29 protein-coding genes and 1 tRNA gene are annotated in these 21,370 nt (G+C 48.9%); 10 read left to right on the forward strand and 20 right to left on the reverse strand.

Annotation, left to right across the window (positions count from 1 at the left end; genetic code table 11):
* Positions 1–105 precede the first annotated feature (105 nt).
* The 19 genes from BLW33_RS08955 to BLW33_RS14580 form a co-directional block, all read right to left on the reverse strand.
* Positions 106–375, reverse strand: a complete 270-nt coding sequence (locus BLW33_RS08955) for a hypothetical protein (RefSeq protein WP_090307824.1) — start codon at positions 373–375, stop codon at positions 106–108.
* On the reverse strand, positions 375–761 hold the full coding sequence (gene gloA / locus BLW33_RS08960) for a lactoylglutathione lyase (RefSeq protein ID WP_090307828.1): 387 nt from the start codon (positions 759–761) through the stop codon (positions 375–377). Before gloA ends, BLW33_RS08955 begins: the two co-directional genes overlap by 1 nt.
* Positions 762–785: 24 nt before the next feature.
* Positions 786–1,535: a DNA repair protein RecO gene (gene recO / locus BLW33_RS08965; RefSeq protein WP_090307831.1), complete on the reverse strand. Its 750-nt coding sequence runs from the start codon at positions 1,533–1,535 to the stop codon at positions 786–788.
* Entirely contained in the window at positions 1,535–2,431 is an 897-nt protein-coding gene (gene era, locus BLW33_RS08970; protein ID WP_090307834.1) for a GTPase Era, read from the reverse strand. The genes recO and era overlap by 1 nt, the downstream gene beginning before the upstream one ends.
* 70 nt (positions 2,432–2,501) lie before the next feature.
* Positions 2,502–2,888, reverse strand: a complete 387-nt coding sequence (locus tag BLW33_RS08975) for a diacylglycerol kinase family protein (RefSeq protein ID WP_090307838.1) — start codon at positions 2,886–2,888, stop codon at positions 2,502–2,504.
* A gap of 19 nt (positions 2,889–2,907) precedes the next feature.
* Positions 2,908–3,378 (reverse strand): rRNA maturation RNase YbeY, encoded by a 471-nt coding sequence (gene ybeY / locus BLW33_RS08980; protein WP_090307840.1) that lies wholly within the window; start codon positions 3,376–3,378, stop codon positions 2,908–2,910.
* Entirely contained in the window at positions 3,371–4,372 is a 1,002-nt protein-coding gene (locus BLW33_RS08985; protein ID WP_090307843.1) for a PhoH family protein, read from the reverse strand. Before BLW33_RS08985 ends, ybeY begins: the two co-directional genes overlap by 8 nt.
* An 11-nt stretch (positions 4,373–4,383) precedes the next feature.
* Positions 4,384–4,998 carry a histidine phosphatase family protein gene (locus BLW33_RS08990; RefSeq protein WP_090307845.1) on the reverse strand — a complete coding sequence of 205 codons (615 nt, stop codon included), beginning with the start codon at positions 4,996–4,998 and terminating at the stop codon, positions 4,384–4,386.
* A 102-nt stretch (positions 4,999–5,100) separates the two neighbouring features.
* Positions 5,101–5,829 (reverse strand): acyl-[acyl-carrier-protein] thioesterase, encoded by a 729-nt coding sequence (locus BLW33_RS08995; protein WP_176966686.1) that lies wholly within the window; start codon positions 5,827–5,829, stop codon positions 5,101–5,103.
* Positions 5,830–5,849: 20 nt separating this feature from the next.
* Entirely contained in the window at positions 5,850–7,274 is a 1,425-nt protein-coding gene (locus BLW33_RS09000) for a hypothetical protein (protein WP_090307851.1), read from the reverse strand.
* A gap of 271 nt (positions 7,275–7,545) precedes the next feature.
* Positions 7,546–7,983 (reverse strand): hypothetical protein, encoded by a 438-nt coding sequence (locus BLW33_RS09005; RefSeq protein WP_090307854.1) that lies wholly within the window; start codon positions 7,981–7,983, stop codon positions 7,546–7,548.
* Positions 7,983–8,810, reverse strand: a complete 828-nt coding sequence (locus tag BLW33_RS09010) for a metal ABC transporter permease (protein ID WP_090307857.1) — start codon at positions 8,808–8,810, stop codon at positions 7,983–7,985. The genes BLW33_RS09005 and BLW33_RS09010 overlap by 1 nt, the downstream gene beginning before the upstream one ends.
* Positions 8,811–8,814: 4 nt before the next feature.
* Positions 8,815–9,543 (reverse strand): metal ABC transporter ATP-binding protein, encoded by a 729-nt coding sequence (locus BLW33_RS09015; RefSeq protein WP_242911636.1) that lies wholly within the window; start codon positions 9,541–9,543, stop codon positions 8,815–8,817.
* A complete protein-coding gene (locus BLW33_RS09020; RefSeq protein WP_242911637.1) occupies positions 9,536–10,522 on the reverse strand; it encodes a metal ABC transporter substrate-binding protein in 987 nt (328 codons plus the stop codon). Before BLW33_RS09020 ends, BLW33_RS09015 begins: the two co-directional genes overlap by 8 nt.
* Positions 10,523–10,616: 94 nt before the next feature.
* Complete coding sequence (locus BLW33_RS09025) at positions 10,617–10,928, reverse strand: hypothetical protein (RefSeq protein WP_090307861.1); 312 nt, start codon at positions 10,926–10,928, stop codon at positions 10,617–10,619.
* A gap of 99 nt (positions 10,929–11,027) precedes the next feature.
* Positions 11,028–12,260: a deoxyguanosinetriphosphate triphosphohydrolase family protein gene (locus BLW33_RS09030; RefSeq protein WP_090307864.1), complete on the reverse strand. Its 1,233-nt coding sequence runs from the start codon at positions 12,258–12,260 to the stop codon at positions 11,028–11,030.
* Between the two features lie 14 nt (positions 12,261–12,274).
* Positions 12,275–12,787, reverse strand: a complete 513-nt coding sequence (locus tag BLW33_RS09035; RefSeq protein ID WP_090307866.1) for a hypothetical protein — start codon at positions 12,785–12,787, stop codon at positions 12,275–12,277.
* Between the two features lie 570 nt (positions 12,788–13,357).
* The gene (locus BLW33_RS14335) at positions 13,358–13,816 is read right to left on the reverse strand and encodes an IS3 family transposase (RefSeq protein ID WP_090307870.1); all 459 of its coding nucleotides are present in this window, start codon (positions 13,814–13,816) and stop codon (positions 13,358–13,360) included.
* A gap of 244 nt (positions 13,817–14,060) precedes the next feature.
* On the reverse strand, positions 14,061–14,141 hold the full coding sequence (locus BLW33_RS14580) for a putative holin-like toxin (RefSeq protein ID WP_410173264.1): 81 nt from the start codon (positions 14,139–14,141) through the stop codon (positions 14,061–14,063).
* Positions 14,142–14,636: 495 nt separating this feature from the next.
* On the opposite strand from BLW33_RS14580, the gene BLW33_RS09050 reads away from it, so the two are divergent.
* Both BLW33_RS09050 and BLW33_RS09055 read left to right on the forward strand, forming a co-directional pair.
* Positions 14,637–14,846 (forward strand): hypothetical protein, encoded by a 210-nt coding sequence (locus BLW33_RS09050; RefSeq protein WP_090307872.1) that lies wholly within the window; start codon positions 14,637–14,639, stop codon positions 14,844–14,846.
* On the forward strand, positions 14,843–15,055 hold the full coding sequence (locus tag BLW33_RS09055; RefSeq protein WP_176966687.1) for a tyrosine-type recombinase/integrase: 213 nt from the start codon (positions 14,843–14,845) through the stop codon (positions 15,053–15,055). The genes BLW33_RS09050 and BLW33_RS09055 overlap by 4 nt, the downstream gene beginning before the upstream one ends.
* 86 nt (positions 15,056–15,141) lie before the next feature.
* On the opposite strand, the gene BLW33_RS09060 is transcribed toward BLW33_RS09055, so the two are convergent.
* A tRNA-Pro gene (locus tag BLW33_RS09060) sits at positions 15,142–15,218 on the reverse strand.
* Positions 15,219–15,326: 108 nt separating this feature from the next.
* Between BLW33_RS09060 and BLW33_RS09065 the strand changes: the two genes are divergently transcribed.
* The 8 genes from BLW33_RS09065 to BLW33_RS09095 all read left to right on the forward strand — a co-directional run bounded on the left by BLW33_RS09065 (position 15,327) and on the right by BLW33_RS09095 (position 21,305).
* On the forward strand, positions 15,327–15,911 hold the full coding sequence (locus BLW33_RS09065; RefSeq protein ID WP_090307877.1) for a YjbQ family protein: 585 nt from the start codon (positions 15,327–15,329) through the stop codon (positions 15,909–15,911).
* A gap of 14 nt (positions 15,912–15,925) precedes the next feature.
* A complete protein-coding gene (locus BLW33_RS14130) occupies positions 15,926–16,075 on the forward strand; it encodes a hypothetical protein (RefSeq protein ID WP_176966688.1) in 150 nt (49 codons plus the stop codon).
* 6 nt (positions 16,076–16,081) lie between these two features.
* Positions 16,082–16,561 carry a 23S rRNA (pseudouridine(1915)-N(3))-methyltransferase RlmH gene (gene rlmH / locus BLW33_RS09070; protein ID WP_090307878.1) on the forward strand — a complete coding sequence of 160 codons (480 nt, stop codon included), beginning with the start codon at positions 16,082–16,084 and terminating at the stop codon, positions 16,559–16,561.
* A gap of 25 nt (positions 16,562–16,586) precedes the next feature.
* The gene (locus tag BLW33_RS09075; protein ID WP_090307881.1) at positions 16,587–17,891 is read left to right on the forward strand and encodes a glutamate-5-semialdehyde dehydrogenase; all 1,305 of its coding nucleotides are present in this window, start codon (positions 16,587–16,589) and stop codon (positions 17,889–17,891) included.
* Between the two features lie 19 nt (positions 17,892–17,910).
* Positions 17,911–18,630 (forward strand): ABC transporter ATP-binding protein, encoded by a 720-nt coding sequence (locus BLW33_RS09080; RefSeq protein WP_090307954.1) that lies wholly within the window; start codon positions 17,911–17,913, stop codon positions 18,628–18,630.
* A gap of 9 nt (positions 18,631–18,639) precedes the next feature.
* Positions 18,640–19,557 carry a SufB/SufD family protein gene (locus BLW33_RS09085; protein WP_090307883.1) on the forward strand — a complete coding sequence of 306 codons (918 nt, stop codon included), beginning with the start codon at positions 18,640–18,642 and terminating at the stop codon, positions 19,555–19,557.
* Between the two features lie 97 nt (positions 19,558–19,654).
* Positions 19,655–20,488, forward strand: coding sequence for a DegV family protein (locus BLW33_RS09090; RefSeq protein ID WP_090307886.1), 834 nt, complete (start codon positions 19,655–19,657; stop codon positions 20,486–20,488).
* 76 nt (positions 20,489–20,564) lie between these two features.
* A complete protein-coding gene (locus BLW33_RS09095; protein ID WP_090307888.1) occupies positions 20,565–21,305 on the forward strand; it encodes a lysophospholipid acyltransferase family protein in 741 nt (246 codons plus the stop codon).
* Positions 21,306–21,370: the final 65 nt, after the last annotated feature.

The following is a 21,370-nucleotide window of genomic DNA, read 5'->3' on the forward strand; positions in this document are numbered from 1 at the left end:
TCAATTATTATTCATCCTACAATGGGAAATATTACAAAAATTATTTATAAAGAAGCTGTCCCACAGGACCTATTGGCGTTTTTTGTGGGACAGCGCTCTTAACCATCACTCTTTTCGCAGATTGAGACTCAGTTTGGGCCAGGTTTGACACATCGATAAATGAATCCCGGTTTGCCTGGCCGTTTGTCGAATGAATTGATAGGCCAAAACATCCGGGTTGATGCAATTGGCATTCATCTCATAAATAGCTGGATCCTCTGCAATGCTTCGAATTTCCGAATACTGCTCAAATTCCAAGGGGCCATTGCTCTCGAAAACATAGGGAATGTCCTTGATTTCCACCACAAGTAGTGGTGCCTTTTCCCCCTCATCCATTACTTTTTTCTCAAAATCTCAATTTTGTAACCATCGGGATCGGTAATGAAGTAATAGCTCTTCTTCCCTGCGTCCAGGCCGCTTAAATTGGTGACCGTGTAGCCCTTGGCAATGTGCTCATCATGGCTGGCTTCCAAGTCGTCCACTTCCAGAGCCAGGTGACCGTAGCCATTCCCTAAATCGTAGGGAACTTCCGGGTCGTAATTATAGGTTAACTCCAGGGTAAAGTCGGTCTGACCATCCCCCAAATAGACCAGGGTAAACTTACCCTCGGGCTTATCCTTCCTGCGGACCTCTGTCAGTCCCAGGGCGTCTTCATAAAAAGCTAAAGATTTTTCCAGATCCATCACCCGGATCATAGTGTGCAGCATACGATATTTTCCCATAGGTTCCTCCTAAAAATGTATTATTCAGTTTCCCACAACATCCTTGTAAAACTGATAGGCCGAAAGCTTCTTATCCAAATTAAATGAAATATAATGATCCATGATATCCATAATCCGCCGGATCGTCTCATCGGGCAAATCCATATCCCGGATGACCTTAATGGGCTTAATGAGCAAGGTCTCCATGACGGACAGCTGTTCTGAAAGCAAGCGGTAGGTATACCCTTCATCCCCTGAGCAGTCCCGACAGATGGCCCCGCCCCCATCGATGGAAAAGTATATCAATTCCTCTGTTTTTTTGCAATGGGCACAGGCAGAAAGAATGGGCCGAATCCCCTGGGCCTCTGCAATCTTCAGCTGGAAGGCTGCCACCAGCGCGGTGTCACTGACCGCCTGTCCCTGGGATAAATAGTACAATATATGGTTGGCCACCTTTAAAACCGCCGGGTTCCCCTGATAAAAATCATAAAAGGCATCCAGCAGCTCTAAAATATAAGAAGCCAAGGACATCTTGAGTAAATCCTGGCGCAGGGGGTAGAAGGCTTCAACTAAAGTCGCCTGATTGATGGCGGCAAAATTCTTTCCCGGATAGTAGACAAACTCACTAAAGGAAAAGAGCTGGGTGGCTGCCACCAGTTGGCTTTTACTGCGCCTAACCCCCTTGGCAATGGCCTTTTGCTTGCCCTCCTTCTCCGTAAACAGGGTGAGTATTTTGTCCTGCTCCTGGAAGGGCTGCTCCCTGATGACCAGGGCCCGTGTCTTAACCTGGGCCATTAGTCAAAATAACCCAGATCCTTTAAATCGTAATTCCGCTCCCGCCAATCGGCCCGGACCTTTACCCAAAGCTGGAGATTTACCGGCGTTTTTAAAAAGAATTCAATATCCCGTCGGGCCTGACTCCCGATTTTTTTCAGCATAGCCCCCTGCTTCCCAATAATGATGCCCTTGTGGCTTTTCTTTTCACAGAAAATGGTGGCGTCAATGTCCAAAATACTTTTATTGGGCCGTTCCTTCATCATGGAGATTTCCACGGCCACTCCGTGGGGAATTTCATCCCGGAGGAGGTTGAGGATTTTCTCTCGGATCAGCTCTGCGACAATAAACCGCTCACTTTGATCCACAATCATGTCATCAGGGAAAAACATGGGGCCCTCCGGCAAATCCTTCCGGATGAGGGTGAGCAGCTCTTCAATACCGTCCCCATCCCGGGCCGATATAGGCAGAATGGCCTGGAGAAAATCGTAGGACTGATAAAGAGCAATGGTTTCCAACAGCTCCTCCTTGGGTACGGTGTCAATTTTATTCAGAACGAGGAGGATGGGCGTTTTAATTTTGGAGAGCTTCTCTAAAATATATTGATCCCCGGGGCCCAGTTTTTTTTCCGGCTCCACCAGGTAGAGCACCACATCCACGTCCCCCAGGGTATCCATGGCTGCCTTTTGCATATAATCCCCCAGCTTGTTCTTCGGGCGATGCATCCCGGGGGTATCGATGAAGACCATCTGGCAATCATCCTCGGTGTGGATGCAGCGGATGGCGTTCCGGGTGGTTTGGGGTTTGCTGGAGGTAATCACCAGCTTTTCCTTCATAATGGCATTGAGCAGGGTGGATTTGCCTACATTGGGACGTCCGACGATGCTGATGAAACCTGATTGAAATTCTTTTTCCATTGATTAAACTTCCTTCTCTATTTGATGACCCTTCATCCGACTGGTCTTTTCCCATTCTATCGATAGTATCTTAAATTCCTCCCATGGCCGTCACGGTCGTGATGATGAGCTGCCAAAGCCGGGGTCCAAAAATAATGAGCCCCACCACAACAGAAACCCCCGCCATGAGAAGGACGGCACCTGCCGCCGTGTCCTTACTGGCCTTGGCCAAATCGTGATATTCTTCGGTGTAGAGGTCCACCAGGGTTTCCACCGCGGTATTGACCACCTCGAGGATTAAGACAAAGCCAATGACAATGACCAGTGCCAGCCACTCGGGAGTGGTGATATGGAAATAAAACCCGGCCAAAATGGCTAAAACCCCAATAATCGTATGAATCTTCATATTGGGTTGGGTTCGCAAAACATAACTCACCCCTTGGATGGCATAATGAAAACTACTCCTTAAGCGTCGCATTTCATCCCCCCCTCTCCAATCAGTCCTCTTGACCCATAATGGCCTTTTCACGGGTGCGCATCACCTGTTTATCCTCTGGAACCATATGGTCGTAGCCCAGCAGGTGTAAGGTGGAATGGACGGATAAATAGCATACCTCCGCCTCAAAGGTATTGCCGTATTCTTTGGCCTGCTTCTCAGCCTGCTCCAAATTCACGATGATATCCCCTAAAACCAGAGGCATCCCTTCCTCAAGCTCAATAACCTCATCCTCTGGGGTGAAATCATTCATGGGAAAGGAGAGCACATCCGTCGCTTTGTCCTGATGGCGATATTCTGCATTAATGGCTTGAATTTCATCTGGTGTCACCATGGAATAGCTGATTTCTACCTCTACCTCCGGTTCGATGCCCTCACTTTCCACTGTCCGCTTAATAAACTCTAAAATCTGGGCTTTCAGGGCATCATCCACCACTTGATCGGTCCGGTTATCAAACTCAATTTTAATCATTTTCCTTAACCTTTCGCTTTTCTGCCCGGGCTTGTCGCTGCTTTTCATTTTTATCATAGGCCTCTATAATCCGTTGGACCAGCCGATGACGCACCACATCCGATTCTGTAAACTGAATAAAGGCGATGCCCGCCACCCCCTTTAGGATATGCTGTACTTCCTTAAGTCCCGAACGTTTTCCCTCGGGCAAATCCACCTGGGTAACATCCCCGGTGACCACCACCTTAGAGCCTGCCCCAAAGCGGGTTAAAAACATCTTCATCTGCTCCGGGGTGGTGTTTTGGGCCTCGTCTAGTATAATATAGGCATTTTCCAGGGTCCGCCCCCGCATATAAGCCAGGGGAGCCACCTCGATGAGTCCTTTTTCCATATTTCGTTCAAAGGCCTCTGCTCCCATGATTTCAAAGAGGGCATCGTACAATGGGCGCAGGTAGGGGTCTACTTTATCCTGTAGGTCCCCCGGCAAAAAGCCCAGCTTTTCTCCGGCTTCCACCGCGGGCCGGGTCAGGACCAGGCGGTCAACCTCTCCATTTTTAAAGGCCGTAATGGCCATGGCCATGGCGAGATAGGTTTTTCCTGTCCCTGCCGGACCGATGCCAAAGACCATCTCATTCTTTCGGATGGCCTCAATGTATTTTTTCTGGCCGATGGTTTTGCTGCGAATGGGCTTTCCCCGGGTGGTAAAACAGATGGTGTCTTCCCGGAGGGCACCGTATTCCTTGGAAAGTCCCTTGGCCTCCAGCTGGAGGATATAATCCGTGGTATCCTTGGTAATCGTCCCCTGAACGGCGACGGTTTTTACCATTTCTTCCACCACCCGGATGCCGGCATCCACCGCCTTGGCTCCCCCCCGGATTTTTAAGGTGTTATCCCGGACGATGACATCAATATTCAGCCGTCCCTCAATCATCTTAATATTTTCATCATACTGGCCGAAGACCTTGGCGAGGATCTCCGGCGACTCAATGAGTAACTCTTTCGTGATTTCTTCCAATGACACGCTCCTTATTCATACTCTGGTGCATACAGGGTTTCCAGTATTCCATAGCCCTCTGGGCAGCGAATGATGGCAATCCCCCCTAATTTGATTTCAAAATGCCATTTAACATCTAAGGGTAAATCCAGCAGGTTAAGCAGCAGACTGTGAACGGTTCCTCCATGGGCGACGATGAGAACCGTCTGATCCTCTTCCTCCTTGTCCTCTTCCTCAATAAAGTGTTTCAGGCGCTGATGATACTCCACATAGGATTCACCTTCTGGGAGCATGGTAAAATTATAATCTTCCATCCATTCTTTCCAGGCCGCCGGGTCCTTCACCTCGGCCTCAGCGATGGTAAGGCCGTCAAAAATACCAAAGTTAAATTCTTTTAATACCGGCTCTACCGAAAAGGGCACCCCCAGAATGGCAGAAGCCTCTTCCCCAATGATCCGAGCACGGCTGATGGGGCTGGCATACACCCGGTTAATGGGGGTGTGCTGATGGATGGCCTGGATTTCTTCAAGAAGGCGTTCTTTCATCACAAGCCCCCGCTTGGTATAGGGGGATTCGGTATGACCGTTGAGGCGGCCCTCCACATTTCCTTGGGTTTCCACATGGCGTACGAGTATATATCGCTTCATTTCGTCATCCTTTAGTCAATTGTTATGGTGTTATTATATCCTTATTTTTGAAAATTAAAAAGGACCTTCAATAAATAATATTGCGGATCCCCATTTTTTATTCTAGGACAAAATTAATTCAAGCTGGCACAGCAGCTCATCCCGTTGATTGATGACATCCACACGGTAGTGATGATTGGCCATCTGAGCCGAACGGACCGTCACTATATCGCCATAAAAGCCCTGGTTCTTATAAATAATTTTCACCTGGGAAAGGGCCATGGATTTCACCTCTTCCAGAGGCAGGATTTCCAGAGCCCAGGCCAGGTACTTCACATGGTTCACATGGGTGTTGAAATCAATATCCAAATAGCGGACCTGAAACTGCTTTTCCTCTGTCCACCCAGAAACCTTCGTCAGCCGCCGCAGATTAAAATCGGTTTGATTCCCGGCCTGATAAACCGCATTCTGGGGAACGGCGTCCATCCGGCGCAAGCGGCCGCTTTCCGTATCGATGAGCATCCATTCCGTGTCCGCCTCGATCATGACCGTCCCATCCTGATCTCTAATGGCAAAACGTCTGTGGGCAGCAAAGCCATGGAAGGCTATGGCCTCGGTTTCCACCGTAATCTCCTGATTAAAGACCGGGTACGCCATAAAGCGCAAATCGTACTTCACTAAGAACCAAGCCAAGCCAGCTGCTTCCATGGCCTTGGGTCCAACGTCCAGAGCCTCGCTTTGCTCCTGGCTGCTTTGCTGAAAATAATTCATTACCGCCACGGGCGACAGCTGATAGTCGTAGGTACACTCGTAGCCATTGACCCGCTGTTTTTTTTCATATACTAATCCCATTGCTGCTCCTTCTTTCATTCCTATAGCTTGGGAAAGGCCTTTCCTGTCGTCATATTCTCCTGATGCTTCTTCTGGACCTGTTCATCGGCATCACCGTATTCCCTTAAAATGTTTTCACGCCCTTGGCTCTCGGCCTTATATTCCCGGGCCTTTTTCATCTGACTTCCCAAAAATCCCTGATCCTCGATATCCGCCACCTGACGGGCGGCATAGGTGGTTTCCGGATGCTCTACCCGGATGCGCATGGTGTCCAGAACACCGTCCGAAAGTCCAAGATTTTGTTCCATCTCTGCCATATCTTCTAATATTTCCATGGCCCAGGCCCGCATATCCACCATCTGGCCATTTCGTTTGATTTTAAAACCGGGCTGTAACCCACCAACAGCTACGGCCTCTTCATTTAAAAGACCTTCCTGCTGCCACTGGGGGTAATCCTCCTCTGGCTTAATAAGCATGTACAAAATAAAGCGATGGACAAATTCCATATCGATTTTTGCAATGCCACAGGGATCGTACACATTGAGATCAATGGTACGGATCTCCAGATATTTAATGCCGTCTTCTCTCAGGGATTCCAGAACATTGACCGCATCCCTGGGCTTCATCCGTATCTGGGTATAGAGCTCCTTGGCTGCAGAAAGATATCCCTTATCCACATAACCCTGAACATCCTCTACAAAAGACTCCACCGAAGTATAGTCCGGGTACAGGGGAAAAAGGTTTTTATAGCCACAGGCTGAATTTCGAAAGGATGGTCCGGTGGTCTCCAGATAAGAGCCGGCATCATCCACCGGGGACATCTGAGCCACACAATCTGGTATATAGCTCTTGTGCAGGCCAACACTACACCCGGTGAGATAAATAATAAGCCAACGGTATCGCAGATAATTGCGGACGATTTTCAGATAAACCGCATCTTTAAAAGCCTGATGGCTATACTCCGGGGCGATGGTACGCCGAACCGTTTCAATATCCTCATCCTTAAAGGAAAAATTCAAATGAATCCCTGAAATCAGCTGTTTCTTTCCACCGTATTTTTCAATGAGCCCCTGGCGGTAAGCCATAGCACTCCCCGCATCGGGACGTCCTTCGTAAATCGCGATGGGGATCTCATCATCCTCAGGAATATCGCAGGGCATGGATTGGGGCCAGAAAAATTCATTCTCCGGCAGCACATCCTGTACGGCATCACAGAGCCAGGTTAAGGCTGTGTAGGCCTTATCAATGGTGTCTACGGTGGGTGTCACCACCTCGATTTGGCTTTCTGAAAAATCGGTGGTAATAAAGGGATTGATCAGCTTGTTACCAAAGGGTTCCGGATGTAAGGTCGTTGCCAGCTTGCCTTCCGGCGTCACCCTTAGACCTTCGCGCTCAACGCCATAATCGCCGCGCAAAAGTTCCTCGGGTGTTAATAAATCACGTAGTATTTTACAATTAATATTCATCGTTCACCTTGTATATTTTTAGCATATTTAGATTATTATACCACAGAAGCTTAAGGGATTCTAATAAATGAAAAGACCCTGCCGCATGGGTAGGGTCTTGAAGGAAGGCTGCGCTTTCAAATCTATTCGTTAAAGTTAGGAGAGAGTTAAACTTGTAAAAAGTGTACTGCAGCTTCCATCCCATCGATTATTGAGTAAGAGGAGTTTCAATCGATGAATAAAGTTTAACTTAACTAACTTATTTTGTCAATCCCCTTTGGAATTTTTTTATTTATTTTAAGATTTTTACCGTCGTATGGGTTAAATGATAAAAGGTCGCCTTTGCCCCGTCAATTTTATAGCTTTGGAATTCTCCGGTTATTTCAATGGGTGTGCCAACCTCCGGGTAATCATCGGGATAGCTGCCTGCCTCCCAGGTGAATTCCAGGGGCACTGAGCAGCATGCCGTCACATCAGAGATGGGGGTATAAAAGCAAAAATAGTCAGTGTTTTTTGATATAGCGACCTTGAACACCCCCTGGATTCGAATGGTTTTTCCCACATAATCCTGGGGTGCATTTAAAATCTGTACCGCTTGGGAGTACCCCAGGGTTTCACCCATTTGGGTTGAATCGTAATCCACGGGTTTATTAGTGCCCTCACACCCGCTTAAAAAGAGAAGCAACAGCACCATGCACAATATTAAACCACAGCGTCTTTTTTTCTTCATCACTGACCTCCTATTCTACCCAATCCATAAAACAGTAAAAATACCGTCATCCCCATGGCGACAATGGTGGCACCCACAGGGGTCGAAAGCATGATGGCGGTTAAAATCCCCGCCACCGTGAAAAGGACCGAAAGCGCTCCAGAGACCACTACCACCTGCTTAAAGCTACGAAACAGCTGCATGGCCGAGAGGGTTGGAAAAACAATGAGGGCCGAAACCAAGAGAGAGCCCACTAAATTCATGGCTAGAACGATGATGATCGCCGTAATGATGGCAATGAGGAGATTATAGGCCTCGGTATTCAGCCCCATGGCTTTGGTGAAGGTTTCATCAAAAGTCAGGGCAAAGATCCGGTGATAGAAAAAAACAAACACCAGAATAACAACAATGGATAAAACCAGACACTGCACCACATCCGATCCTGTTAGCGTAAGGATGGAGGTTGAACCGAAAAGGGTTGTACAAACATCCCCGCTGATATTAGCTGATTGGGAAAAGAGATTTACCAGGAGGTACCCCAGGGCCAAGGCCCCCACCGAAACCATGGCAATGGCGGCATCCCCCATGACACGCATCTGCTGACCCCGTTTCAGCAGGATGACGGCGGTAAGGATGGTCAATGGCAGAATCACAACCATTTTGTTTGTCAACTGTAGGACCATGGCCACCGCCATGGCACCAAAGGCCACGTGGGATAGGCCATCCCCGATAAGTGAAAACTGCCGCAAGACCAAGGTCACCCCCAGTAATGAGGCGGAAAAGGCAATGAGCACCCCGGCAACGAGGGCATATTGAACAAAGGGGTAGGTTAAATAGGTCAAAAGCATCTTTTTATACCGCCCTTTTACTGGCGGCCAAATACGCCTGACCCACGGGGCTTTTGACATAATCCTCCCGGCTGCCGTAAAACCGCGGAAAACGATCAAGATGGAGGATATGGGTCGTCTGTTGAACCACTGCCGTAATATCGTGGCTGACCATGATAATTGACAATCCCAGAGTCGTATTCAATTGCTTCACCAAGGTGTAGAAGGCCCCGCGACTTTCGGAGTCCAGCCCGCTAACCGGCTCATCCAAAACCAAGAGATCAGAGGCCGCACACAACGCCCGTGCCAGAAGCACCCGTTGCTGCTGACCGCCGGACAGTCTGCCGAAGGGCTGTTTTTCAAGCCCTGCAATGCCCACCTGCTCCATGGCGTTCTGGGCCAGCTGTCGGTCCTTGCCACTATAAAAGGGGCGATACCCCATATGCCCCAATCGTCCGGATAACACAATTTCTTTCACAACCGCCGGAAAATTTCGGGATGCTGCTGTCATTTGGGGCAAATAGCCCACCCCTGAAGGGCAACGCCTCCCACCCCATTGGATCTGGCCAGATACTGGGGGGATAAGCCCCAACAGGGTCTTAATAAAGGTGCTTTTGCCCACACCATTTTCTCCGATAACACCAAGATAATCCCCGGAGTGGATGGTGAGGGATAATCCCTCCACCACCCGTTTTTTTTCATAACCCAGGGCAACATCATTAAACTGAATTTGCAGCATTTGTGTTCTACTCATTCAAGGCTCCCCGAAGCACCGATAAATTCTTCTCCATGATCCCCAAATAGGTTTCCCCCTTCGAGATATCCGAAGCGGTGACGGATTGCATGGAATCTAAAGCCTGGATTTTTTGATTTTTAGCCTTTGTATTTTCTACAATGGTCTTCGCAATTTTTTGATCGGAATTTTCAATGGTGAGAATGGTTGAAATCCCTGTGGCATCCACCTTTTGAGCCAAATAAGAGATGGTTTGAAAGCTCGCCTCGGTCTCCGCCGAGCACCCAACAAACGCAGCAGAATAGGTGATCCCATAATCATCCATGAGGTACCGAAAGGGAAAACGATCCCCAACGATGACCGCCTTATGCTTAGCCTGCGCTGCCATCCGGCCGTATTCTTCGTCCATTTCTGATAATTTCCCAATATACTCGCCATCCCGTTTAATATACTCCTGGGCATGGTCCCCATCCATCTGCTGGAGGGCTGTTGCAATGGCATTACAGGCAATCTTCGCATTGTTAAAGGAGAGCCAGATATGCTCGTCCAGCTCCGGCTCATCATGGTCATGCTCCCCTTCCTCCTCGGCTTGCATCCCCTCAACAACCGCTTCCTCCTTTACTTTTTCGGCGAGTGCATCCATCAAGCGCAGCACCTTTGGCTGATCCTTGGCATCGGTCTTTAAGACCTTCTCCACCCAGTCATCAGATTCCCCGCCAATGTATATGAACAAATCCGCATTGTTGATTTTTTTAATATCCGCTGCCGTTGGCTGGTAGCTATGGAGATCCACGCCCTTATCCTGCAGCAGGGTCACCTCAATGGACCCTGCACGGTCTCCAAGGATCTGCCGGGTCCAATCGTATACGGGAAAGGTGGTACAGACAATCTGAAAGGCCTTTTTCTGCCCTGTTTCCTCCGACATGCCACACCCCGTAATCATTCCAAAGGCCATAATCCCAACACACAATAATCCGATTATTTTCGTGTAATATTTCAATTTTTTCCTCCAATTCTATATCATTGATTAACCAATAAACTTTTAAAAAAACGCACGTCAAAAAATCCCTTAACGGGAGACGGTACGTCCTGTTTTAGTTCAATAATTTAACCTTGAGGGAGACAGGGGTATCCCCGGATCGGCGATCCCCTCGAAATAAAATAATACCGTAAAATAAAATGCAGCCGAAGACCAATGCCACGGCCTGTCCTGCCAATCCATCGTCGCCAGACAAAAGGTTCTGGCACGCGCTGATGGTATGGCACACCGGACAATCTGCTCCGGTGCAGGGATGGTGGTCATTCAGAATGAGATGGGTAGCGCCCAGCATTGATAAAACCAACAGGCAGGACAAAAAAAGACTCACACGACGCTTGATGAGCCGGCTCCGTTGTTGTTTCTCCATACCCAAACACCCCCTTCTGATCATTGGAATGCTTCAATTATATGGGATATCCACAAAAAGTCAAGGTTCACTAACTTGTATTTTAAGAAAGGAGCGCCTCTAATAAGTCAGTAATTCGTTAAATAATTTGATGGCAAAGCGATCGGTCATCCCTGAAATAAAGTCAAGAATGGCTTGGATATAGCTGGCCTTTCCTTCCAAATTACCATAAATTTTTACATTTTCACAATGGGCCGCAGCCTCACGAAGGACCCCGTCCGGGATACTGTCCAATATACAATAGTGGGATAACCACCCTTCAAAGGCACCCATGGTCATGGGATAATAGGCTTTCCTTTCCGCCAGCTTTCTCCAGGGATTTTCTCCATAAGACTCCAGCAAAACGTCAAAAATCTCCCGTATCACCAGCTCGGCATAGCGCTTGAAGGGGCCAAGGCGCCGGTTATTGTAAATATACGTGTAATTGAAATCTTTTATTGCTTTAAGCTGCTCCTGGTATTGGGGGCTTAAGCAAATTCCCTTTTCCGGGGTGCTGTTTTTGCAGATATCAATGATCAGCTTATGCATAATCACCGTGGTGTTTAGTACCGCGGTATCCCCTTCCCGGGCCATGTCCAGCAATTTTTTCTCCGTGGCCTTATCGATAAATCCCAGGTTGATGGCATCTTCAATATCCCGTCCGATATAGGCGATCTTATCCGCAATTTTCACCACACAGCCTTCCCAGGTTACCGGCTGATACTGTCCCTTTTGTGTAAATGTCTCAAGTGCCATTCTTTCTTGCCGGGGATGAAGGACCCCTTCATTTAATTCTCCGCAATGAGCCACAATGCCGTCCCGCACGGCATAGGTAAGGTCGAGATTCTTTAGCTTCTTAAAATCATCTTCCAACAGCTCAATGTGATCGACAAAGCGCAGACCATTGCGTTCATGCCAAAAGGGTTCCTGTAAATACTCTTCACTAAGGGCCTCAAGCACTGCCTCGCCATGGTGTCCAAAGGGTGCGTGCCCCAGATCATGCCCCATGGCGATGGCCTTCGTTAGCTCATCATTGAGCCCCAGACGCTTCGCAATGGTATTGCTGACAGATTCCACATGGAGAACATGCTCCATCCGGGTACAGATATGATCATTATCAATGTTAAAAAATACTTGGGTCTTATGCTTGAGCCGACGGTAGGCTAAGGAGTGCAGAATACGGGTATAATCCCGCCCAAAAGGGCTGCGGACATCCTCCTCACGCTCGTAAAGATTTTGGCAGCGGGCAGTCAGTTCATCCCAGTGTGGATTTCTTTCTGTTGCGGCTACTGTTTCAAATGCTTTTTCTTGCATATGCTCCTCCTTTTTCACTCTCCCGTCGCATCGTTAAAAGCGGGGCTTCCTGGGTCTCCCCAATCTGTTTTTCCGGAGGAGATGACGGTGCCATCCGCCTGGACCACAGCATAAATATCCAATATCTCCGTATTGATGGGATGGCGCGCATTTTCGACCTGTTCGTAGGTAATCTGCTCCAGGGCGACTAAATTGCATTTCTCATTCTTGGATTTCCGGTCGTACACCAACATTAACGAAACGGGGTTTCCCTCTTCGTCCGTAGACTCCTTGAGCAGTGCCTGGGCATTTCCCTTGGCATTGTCTGCCCGGATAAAACTCATTTCCTCCTGATTCGAAAACTCGGCGTTATACACCTGGCGCAGAACATCCCCTGGGTTGACGTGGCTTTCTATGGCCGCCTGCTTCTCTGCCACAAGACGTGCCGCCTCCTGGGCTTTGTAAATGCCATAACCGCCCAAAACCAGCACGAAGGTTAAAATAATCAAACCGATAACCCAAGGCCAACGTTTTTTAAGTTGATTCATTTTCATTTCTCCTTCTATCCTATTCTAAGGGGATCTCCAAAAGGGAAGCCACGCTTAAGCGTATTATATCAGGTGGTAGGCAAAAAGAAAAGTTAGGATAATTTTGTCCCGGAGAAGCGATTGAGAAGAAGTACGCCTTGAACTTTGTGAATAAAAGGTATCCTGCCCATCCCAGGCGGATGGACTGAATAAAACAGTAAGGAAATCCGGAAAGGTATCTGCAGGCAACTGGGTTACCTACGCATCATGAATTAAATGAACTGTCATACACAAACCATCGGCATTTGTAGAACCCTTAAAGCACTTTACAAATATGGAGTACTTGCCAGTCCTCGTCTTCAATACTACCAGGTAGCCACGTCCCCAATTCCATGATAACAGCCCGGAAACACTCAGCGTCCTCACATGTGCTGAACAAACCGTAAGGATTCAACTTCTCTGTAAAATACTGTGTTAAAAGATTATGCACAGGAGATGAACCTCTAAAGAATCCCTCTCCTACCATTGAATATCCCCCCAATCCAGTGACTGGAATTGTCAATAAAAGTTTAGTCCCATCGGCAAGGAGAATTATGCAGCAACAGTACAGTGGTAAAGTGCCCGCTTAGAGAGCGGCGGGAGACCATCGTTGGTGCTGTAAATCCGACGATGATTATCGTATTGGATATATCTAAAGATAACCGTCTTAACCATCTCCTGGGTCATCTTCATCGTATCAATACGATAAAGTTTTTCTTTCTTGAGCGTTGCGAAAAAGCTCTCCATCCGGGCGTTATCATAGCATCGACCAACACTGCTCATACTGGATTGATACAATACAGGATTGACTTGATTAAAAACTAGATTAATCCAATAAATCGCCGATTCCCTGATTAACTTGCTGGCAACTTGCAAAGCCATCAGATGGACGGCCCAGGCGGGATCAATCATCCCGTCGCTTGATGGGGTCCCCAAAAGGGATTCCAGTTGAAAATTCAGCCAATCATTATTCTGGAAGTGCATACTGCGCACATCCGAATTTTCGGCCATTACTCCAAAAGTATTCTAAACTCTGTTTAACAGAGTTTAGAATTTCCTTGAGAAATCTTACGTAAAAACGCACGAAACCCCCAGCAACCTTAAACAGGTCCCAGGGGCTTGAATATTCGTTCATACCGTTGTATAATATGGGTAGAAAAGAGCGGCCCGCTTTCGGCGGTACTGCCTCTACAGATTTTTAATCAGCTACCCACTGACGGTCAAATCATAGGGGTAGCTTTTTTCATGCTCTTTTTTAGCCTTTGCGACCGGAAAAGAGTAATGCCACTAGTGCGCCGAAGGTCAACATAAGCATTAAACTTTCATACACTGTCATAGCATCACCCCCAATCTTATGCAGATTGAGGCAGAAGCCCGCTACCCAGCAAACCACTCTTAGAAGGTATTATATCAGGTGGTGGGCAAAAAGAAAAGACCTGGGAGATATCCCCCTTATGAAGCTAACCCCGCACACCATCCAGCACTTTTACAATAAGCTATTAGAGGCGCACAGCCCCAAAACCGTAAAGAACACCCACGGCATCCTCTCCAAAGCCATCAACCAAGCCGTGGCCCTGGCCTATATTTTTTCCAATCCTTCCAGCTTATGCACCCTTCCAAAGGGCGATAAACCAGCGATTCACCCCCTGGACAGCGACACCCTTCCCCATTTCTTGAGCATCTGCCAAAGCGACACCCTGGAAAATCTGTTTATCTTCGCCATATTCACAGGTTTACGGCGTTCGGAAATCATTTGCTTGACCTGGGACTTTGAAACAAGCACGATATACATTCATCGCCAATTGCAGCCCTGGAGGGAAATTATCAATGGATGGTCACCAAGAACGGGAAGCCCCGAACCATCGCCCCGGCCCCCTTTGTTATGGATATGCTGCGGGATATCCGAAAGCGGCAACTGGAAAACCGCCTGAGAGCCGGGAGCCTCTGGAATGACCAGGGGGGATTTGTGTTCTCTACTGAAACCGGGGACCACACCAAGGCGGGGACACTGAATAACCATTTCTCAAAATCCGAAAGGTGATTGAGTTGCCAAAGCTGCGCTTCCATGATCTGCGCCACACCTACGCCGTGGCCAGCATCCAGGCGGGGGACGATTTTAAGACTATCTCCGAAAACATGGGGCATCATTCCGTTGCTTTTACCATGGACACCTACGCCCACGTGACAGATGCCATGCGCAAAAAAAGCAGCCAGAATATGGAACGGTTTTATAATGGATTGTCTGTATAAAAATCTGTAAAGGGTAAATCGTATATTTTGAGAAATAAAAAAAGCCGGAGAACCGCTTGTTCCCTGGCTTTTTGCTTTTTATCAACTGGTCGGAGTGAGAGGATTTGAACCTCCGGCCTCATGGTCCCGAACCATGCGCTCTACCAAACTGAGCCACACCCCGATAAAATTAAAACTTAAATTGCAAACCAACGGAGTTTATTGTAATATAGAATGTATCTTAAATCAAGGTTTTTTTTAAATTTTATAAGAGATAATTGGAGAGTGTTATATGGAAATATTAACGTTTCAAATTGCAACCCACGAGGGAATGCTGGAAATAACCGATTTAGTCCGGGATTATGTCCTGCGCAATCAAATCAAGGATGGGCTGGTTATGCTCCAGGCCCCGGAAAAGTCCGTTGGGATAACCTTTGCCGATGCTGCTGATCCCAATATTGAGCGGGAATATCTCAAAAAACTCAATCATATGCTGCCCAAGTACGATGGAATGCAGTTTACCGGATGGTCCACCCCCGGAATCAAGGCGGCCTTCATTGGACAGTCCATGCAGGTTATGGTTCAGGGCGGCACGCTCATTCTGGGATACCAGCAGGGCATTTTTGTGGCAGACTTTGCCGGTCCTTCCGAGAAGCGCAGCCTCTTTATCAGCCATATGGGCACCACCTTGGCCGAGGGAGAACAGCCTGAGCTTCCAGCCGTCCTGGCTCAGATGAACGCCCAGGTTGAAGCCGAAAAGGAAGCCGCACGGCTGGAACAGGAACGGGTCATTGCAGAAATGCGCGAGGAATATGCCAAGCGTCAGGCTAACCTGGATGCGGCAGAAGGCGAAATCGAATCCGATCGTCGATTATAATAAAGGAGAAAACAATGCCAACGAGTAAAAAAAGTCCCCATAAACATACCCCAAAGAAAAAAGAAAATAATACCCACCAGACCATCAAGCCCTGGCACCGCATCGGTGCCCTGGTCCTTGTGGTAGCTCTGATTCTCAGCATGGTTGCCATGTACGCTTTTTAAAGAAACGTGAGAATACGAATTATTTGCGTCGGCAAGTTAAAGGAAGCTTACCTTGGGCAGGCCGCCGCTGAATACAAAAAGCGGCTGGGCCGATACTGCAAGCTGGAAATCCTCGAGGTGAAGGATGAAAAAGTCCCGGAGCGACTAAGCGAGGCCCAGCGGGCCCAAGCCATGGCCGCCGAGGGGGAACGGGTCCTCAAACATCTGGAGGATAATGGCGCGGTGATCACCATGGAAATTGGTGCTAAGGCCCTGACCTCCGAAGCCTTTGCCGCCCGGATTGCTGATTTTGGTCTTTCGGGAACCAGTACCATTACCTTTGTCATTGGGGGGTCCCTGGGTATCGCACCAGCAGTCTTAAAACGCTCAGACTTATCCCTTTCCTTTTCCCCCATGACCTTTCCCCATCAGTTGTTTCGGGTCATGCTTCTGGAGCAGATTTACCGGGCTTTTAAAATTAACAGCCACGAAACCTACCATAAATAGCAACCCATGAAAGGAGCTATCCACTATGACGAATTCTTCCATGCAGGAGCGGGGCCAGCTGGCCCGGCGCGCCGGTATTACACTTTCAGCCACCTCTACAGCGGACCGAAACCAAGCCCTGGCAACTATTGCCGATGCTCTGGACGCCGGACGAGCTGAAATTCTTTCCGCCAACAGGCGGGACTATGAACGCAGTGTCTCAGAAAACTTAGCCCCCCCTCTTTTAAAACGCTTGACCTTTGATGACCATAAGGTCGACGATGTCATTTCCGGGATTCGCAGCCTCATCGAGCTGCCGGATCCCGTGGGTCACACCCAGATGGCCAAGGAATTAGACAACGGCCTGGATCTCTATCGGGTGAGCTGCCCCATCGGCGTTATAGGGATTATCTTTGAATCCCGTCCCGATGCCTTTGTGCAGATTTCCAGTCTTTGCCTGAAATCCGGCAATGCCGTTTTGCTAAAGGGCGGCCGGGAGGCCCTGGAAACCAATCGAGCTTTAAACCAAATCATTCACGATGCCTCTGTGGCTTCCGGTATGCCCGAGGGATGGATTCAAAACCTGGAGAGCCGGGATGAGGTCACCGAAATGCTGGCCCTGGATGACTCCATCGATTTAATTATTCCCCGGGGCTCCAACGCCTTCGTCAAATATATTATGGATCATTCCAACATTCCGGTGATGGGCCACGCCGATGGAATTTGCCATGTGTACGTGGATGAAGCCGCAGACCTGCCCATGGCAGTGGATATCGCTGTGGATGCTAAATCCCAGTACGTGGCGGTATGCAATGCCGCTGAAACCCTGTTGGTCCACCGGGCCATTGCCCCTAAGTTCCTCCCTGCGCTTAAGGAGAAAATGGATGCCGCCGGGGTGCACCTTTTGGGGGATGCCGAGGTCCAGGCCATCATCGGTGTGGATGCTTCCACCGAGGCAGACTGGTCCACCGAGTATTTAGACTACATCCTCTCCATTAAACTGGTGTCCGATCTGGATGAGGCCATTAACCACATCAACCACTATGGCTCTGGCCATACCGATGTTATCATCACCACAGATGAAGCTGCCCAAAAGCGGTTTACCACCCTGGTGGATTCTGCCTGCGTCTTTGTCAATTGCTCCAGCCGTTTTTCCGACGGCTTCCGCTTCGGCTTCGGTGCCGAGGTTGGCATCAGCACCGCCAAGCTCCACGCCAGAGGGCCTGTGGGCTTAGAAGGACTCCTCAGTTATAAGTATAAGCTTATTGGCCACGGACAAATCGTTGCGGACTACACCGAAGGGCGGGCATCCTTTACTCACCAACTGATGGATGCCACATGCCCTCTATAAATTAAAAATCGAGGTTATTATGTTAGAATTAAAAAATATTTGCTTTGAAGCCGAAGATGATCAAAAAGAAATCCTCAAGGATATTAATTTAAAGGTCCCCGCAGGAAAGTTTATGGTCATCACCGGACCCAACGGCGGTGGGAAATCCACCCTGGCCCGGATTATCGCTGGGATTCAGACCCCCACCAAAGGGCAGATCCTTTTTGAAGGACAGGATATCACTGCCCTCAGCATTACCGAACGGGCCCGTCTTGGCATCAGCTTTGCCTTCCAGCAGCCCGTTCGTTTCAAGGGGATTACCGTCCATGACCTCATCTCCCTGGCTGCCGGAGAAGCCCTCAACCAAAGCGAGGCCTGCCGGTATCTTTCCGAGGTGGGCCTGTGTGCCCGGGATTATATCGACCGGGAGCTCAACGAAAGCCTCTCCGGGGGAGAAATCAAGCGGATCGAAATCGCCTCCATCCTGGCTCGGGGGACCAAGCTGTCCATCTTTGATGAGCCTGAGGCCGGCATCGATTTATGGAGTTTTAAAAACCTCATCGATGTATTTAAAAAGATGTATGAGACCATCAACGGTTCCATCATGATCATCTCCCATCAGGAACGGATCTTAAATATTGCCGATGAAATCATCGTGCTGGCCAGCGGAAAAATCATCAGCCAGGGCTCCCGGGATGAGATTCTCCCCCGGCTGCTCACCGGTACGGATAAGGTGGACTTCTGTCCACTGCAGAAATAGGAGGACATCATGGATCAGATTGCAAAAGATTTATTAAAAGAAGTGGCCGGTATTGAAGGCAAACCCGATGGTGCCTTTAACATCCGTGAAAACAGTGGCTGTGCCGGACGAAATTCCACCGAGGCCATCCAGATCATCAGTAAAGAGGACGGCTCAGGCATCGATATCGTCGTCGCACCAGGGACTAAGAACGACAAGGTCTACATTCCCGCCCTGGTCACCTGCAGCGGGGTTCACGATCTGGTGTACAATGATTTTTTCATCGGTGAAAATGCCGATGTCACCATTGTAGCTGGCTGCGGGGTCAGTACTGACGGCTGTGACGGCTCGGAGCACAATGGCATCCATCGCTTCTTTCTAAAGCCCGGATCGAAGGTCCTCTACCTTGAAAAGCACATCGGCTTTGGGGAAGGCACCGGGGAGCGGGTCATTAATCCCGAAACCTACATGGAGCTGGAAGCAGGCTCTACCATGACCATGGAAACCACTCAAATTAAGGGGGTAGACTCCACCAAGCGGGTGTCCAAGGCCATTATTAAAGAAGAGGCTACCTTGGTTATTAAAGAAAAGCTGATGACCCACGGCAGCCAATACGCAGAGACGGCCTTTGAAGTGGCCTTGGAAGGCGAAGGGGCCAGCTGTACCTTAAGCTCCCGCTCCGTGGCCCGGGATACCTCCAAGCAGCTCTTCCTCTCCAAAATAAACGGTAATAATCGCTGTGCGGGACATTCTGAATGTGATGCCATCATCATGGATCAAGGGGTAGTTTCAGCCATTCCGGAAATCACAGCCAACCACCTGGAAGCGGCCCTAATCCACGAGGCCGCCATCGGCAAGATTGCCGGGGACCAGATTATCAAGCTGATGACCCTTGGACTGACTGAGGCTGAGGCTGAGGCCCATATTATCGATGGTTTCTTGAAGTAACACGGATTAAATTGGGTGAAGCATTGCTTTTTTTGTCCTTGACGATTATACTATAGGATAGAATGAAACGCCCTCACGAGGGCATCAAGGAGCTGACATGGAAAGTAAAATTATTATGGATAGCTGCGTAGATTTTAACGACTCGGCCTTCAGCCCTGCCGTGGAATACCAACGCATCCCCTTTAAGATCATCATCGATGGTGAAGAAATCGTCGATCACAATTTGAACACCTTCCTCCTCATTGATAAAATGAAGATGAGCAAGCACAAGATGACCACGGCCTGTCCTTCGCCCAAGGATTTTCTGGACGCAATGGACCCGGCCAAGGCCAACTACATCGTCACCATCTCCAGCAAGCTAAGCGGCTGCCACAACAGCGCCGTTATGGCGAAGAAAATGGCTGAAGAAGAAGGTATTACGGAAAATGTCTATATCTTTGATTCACTCTCTGCTGCCAGTGGTGAGGATTTGGTGGTGATGAAGATTAACGAACTCATTGCCCGGGGACTTTCCCCCCAGGATTTAGTCCCCATCGTCCGGGATTATATTGCCAATATGACCACCTACTTCATTCTGAATTCCCTGGATAATCTGGCTAAGAATGGCCGGATCAGTCCAACGGTGGCCCTTATTGGAAAAATGCTTAAGATTGTTCCCATTATGGGTGCCCGGGATGGGGAAATAGAACTCAAGGAAAAGGTCCGGGGCCGGAAGAAGGCATTCGCCCGTTTGGTGGAAATCATCACCTCCGAGGTCCAGGATGCCGGCGAGCGGATTTTTGCTATTACCCATGTCCATGCCTTGGAACAGGCAGAAAAACTAAAGAACGCCATCCTGGATGCCAATTTATTTAAAGATGTGGTTATTTTTGAAGCCGGCGGTCTCAGCAGCTTTTACGCCGATAACGGCGGTATCGTTGTGTCCTATTAATGTATTCACCCAGGCCGCTCCGGCGGTCTTTTTCTTGTGTTTAATACCCGTTTTCTGATTGAAAGGAATCTAATTTATGCGTGTCATTCCCTGGTTTATTTATTTTTGGCTTTATCTCATTGCACTCATTCCCAAGCACCGCAAGGCTGTGGCCCTGAGAAAGGCTGGTCATCGCGAGGCTCACGATGAACTGGTCCGCTCTGCTGTCCACCCCTGGGCAAAATCCATGCTCACCACCGCTGGCGGCCAGGTCACCGTCACTGGCCTTGAGAACATGCCTAAAACACCGGCGGTCTATGTGTCCAACCACCTCAGCCATTGTGACATTCCCTTGATGCTCGGCTATCTGGGGGATGATACGAAGCCCCTGGTGGCGAAAATAGAAACGAAAAAAATCCCCTTAATCCGGGGATGGATGGAGGAACTCCATTGTGTCTTCCTCCATCGGGATGATCCCCGGGCCGCCATAAAAGATTTGGACATCGCCGCCCAATTTGTGAAAGAGGGCTATTCCATGGTCATCTTTCCCGAAGGCACCCGGAGTAAAATCGGTGAAATGTCAGATTTCAAGGCGGGAGCCTTTCGCATCGCCCAAAAGACCAAGGTCCCCGTTGTCCCGGTGTGTATCCGGGGAACCCGGGAAGTCATGCGCCCCGGCAGCATCTGGATGCACAAGGCCCCAGTGAAGATGCAGATCCTGCCCCCCATTGATACCAGCGGCTACGAAAAGGCCGATTGGCGTGCCTTGCCGGAAGTGGCGGAGGAACGGGTGAAGGGTGGACTTGCTTCCATGCAGCTGACTGACCCCCATCATTGATTTCACAATCTAAAAAAAGCCGTTATCCGATTAGAGAGATCTAAATCGATAACGGCTTTATATTT

The sequence above is a fragment of the Eubacterium aggregans genome (assembly GCF_900107815.1).
In the GTDB taxonomy this organism is placed as follows: Bacteria; Bacillota; Clostridia; order Eubacteriales; family Eubacteriaceae; genus Eubacterium_O; species Eubacterium_O aggregans.